At 63.1% G+C, this 2,184-nt stretch carries 2 protein-coding genes; both read left to right on the plus strand.

The window, feature by feature from the left end; genetic code table 11:
- The coding region (locus EN742_RS32555; RefSeq protein ID WP_148670431.1) for a sugar ABC transporter ATP-binding protein at positions 1 to 1,111 on the plus strand (1,111 nt) is incomplete at its 5' end.
- 17 nt (positions 1,112 to 1,128) lie between these two features.
- Positions 1,129 to 2,115 carry an ABC transporter permease gene (locus EN742_RS32560; protein ID WP_127405822.1) on the plus strand — a complete coding sequence of 329 codons (987 nt, stop codon included), beginning with the start codon at positions 1,129 to 1,131 and terminating at the stop codon, positions 2,113 to 2,115.
- Positions 2,116 to 2,184: the final 69 nt, after the last annotated feature.

Here is a 2,184-nt window from a genome sequence, read left to right on the forward strand (position 1 = left end):
GGTACGCAATCTGTCCATTTCCCAGCAGCAAATGGTCGAGATCGCCAAGGCGCTGACGCTCGATTGCCGCATCCTTATCTTCGACGAACCGACGGCAGCGCTGACCGAGCGCGAGGCCCAAAAACTGTTCGAGATCATTCACCAGCTTGCCGGCGAAGGCATCGGCATCATCTACATCTCGCACCGCATGGCCGAGATCTTCGACAATTGCGACCGCGTCACGGTGCTGCGCGACGGCCGCTACATCACCACGCTCGACATAGCAGGGACGACTCCCGAACAAGTTGTCGCCTCCATGGTCGGCCGCGTCATCGACAGCCTCTACCCCGAGAAGCTGCGCGACGATGAACGGTCCGAAGACATATTGCTCGAGATCGTCGGCCTCTGCGAGGCGACTGCCTTCCGCGACATTAGCTTTCAGCTGCGCAAGGGCGAAATCCTGGGCATTGGCGGCCTGATCGGCGCCGGCCGCAGCGAGATCGTCAAAGGCATCTGCCGGCTCGAAGGTGAGGTGACCGGCGATGTCAGCCTGCGCGGCGAGCGCCTGTCGCTGACACACTATGGCGACAGCATCGCCGCGGGCATCGTCTACCTGTCCGAAGACCGCAAGGGCGACGGGCTGTTTCTCGACATGTCGATCGCCGCCAACATTTCGGCGCTGGCGGTCGACCGGATCGCCACGCGCTTCGGCCTCATCAACGAGCGGCGCGAGAAGCATCGGGCGGAAACGATCGGCAAGCAGCTGTCGCTGAAATGCGGCCATGTCGGTCAGCCGGTTTCGACACTGTCGGGCGGCAACCAGCAGAAGGTAGCGATCGCCAAGATGCTGTCGGTCGACCCGAAGGTGATCTTCCTCGACGAACCGACGCGCGGCGTCGATGTCGGCGCCAAGGCCGAAATTCATCGCATCCTGCGCAAGCTGGCGCGCGATGGCGTCGGCATCGTGGTCATCTCCTCCGAGCTGCCGGAGCTGATCGGCATCTGCGACCGGGTGCTGATCGTGCGCGAGGGACGCATTACCGGCGAAGTCGCGGGGGCAGAGATGACGGAGGAAAACATCATGGTCCTGGCATCGCTTGCCGATAAAGGCCGGCAACGGAGCGCCGCATGAGCATCGTGGGGGACAGTATGGACAGCGCGACGCAAGCTGCCAGGATAGGGCTCGGCGCAAGGTTCGGCGGCCTGATCAGGATGCGTGAGACCGGCCTGATCCTCATCATCGCCGTGCTGTTTGCCGTCATGTCGTTCGCATCCCCCTATTTCCTGACCTGGGACAATATGCGGGCGATGGCGATGGCCTTCGCGGTGGAAGGCATCGTCGTGGTCGGCATGACGATCCTGCTGATTTCCGGCGGCATCGACCTTTCGGTCGGCTCGGTCACCGCGCTCGCCATGGTGGTCGCCGGTCTGCTTTTCCTCAGCGGCATGGACCCCTGGCTGGCGTCGCTGGTGGCGATAGCGGCTTGCGCTGCCATCGGCGCCTTCATGGGATTCTTCGTCACCAGAGTGGGGCTGCACCACTTCATCGTCTCGCTGGGGGTGATGGTGATTGCACGCGGGCTCTGCCTGCTCGGCACCGGCGGCCGCCCGCTCGGGCTTTACACCCTGCCGCCTGAGTTCAAGTTCATCGGCCAGGGCGCGGTCGGCGGCATTCCCGTCGTCATCATCATCTTCATTGTCTTCGTCATCCTGTCCGACTTCATGCTGCGCCGCACGACGATGTTCCGCAAAGTCTTCTACACCGGCAGCAACGAGAAGGCGGCGGCCTATTCCGGCATCCGCACCAAGAAGGTCGTGTTCTTGACCACGACGCTCTGCTCGACACTGTGCGGTTTTGCCGGCGTCATCTACATGGCCCGCTTCGGCTCGGCCCAGCCGACATTCGGCGCCGGCATGGAGCTGAACGTCATCGCCGCCGCGGTGATCGGCGGCGCAAGCCTGACCGGCGGCATCGGCACCATTCTCGGCGCCATCCTGGGCACCGTCCTTTTGTCCGTCGTTTCAAGCTCGCTCGCTCTGCTCGACGTGTCCGTCTATTGGCAGGACATCATCCGCGGGTCCATTCTGCTGACGGCGGTCACCGCCGATTATTACTTCAACAAGCGGCGGGGCTGAGATGGCGGACAGCAGGGAAGATTTCGAGGCGATCCGGCAGATCCACACCGTGCTGGTGCTGCATTTCGT

It is taken from the genome of Mesorhizobium sp. M4A.F.Ca.ET.020.02.1.1 (genome assembly GCF_004022645.1).
GTDB lineage: Bacteria > Pseudomonadota > Alphaproteobacteria > Rhizobiales > Rhizobiaceae > Mesorhizobium.

What these genes read in the sequence shown, in the direction of transcription:
- EN742_RS32560 (WP_127405822.1), top strand. Translation starts at nt 1,129, where the DNA reads ATGGACAGCGCGACGCAAGCTGCCAGGATAGGGCTCGGCGCAAGGTTC.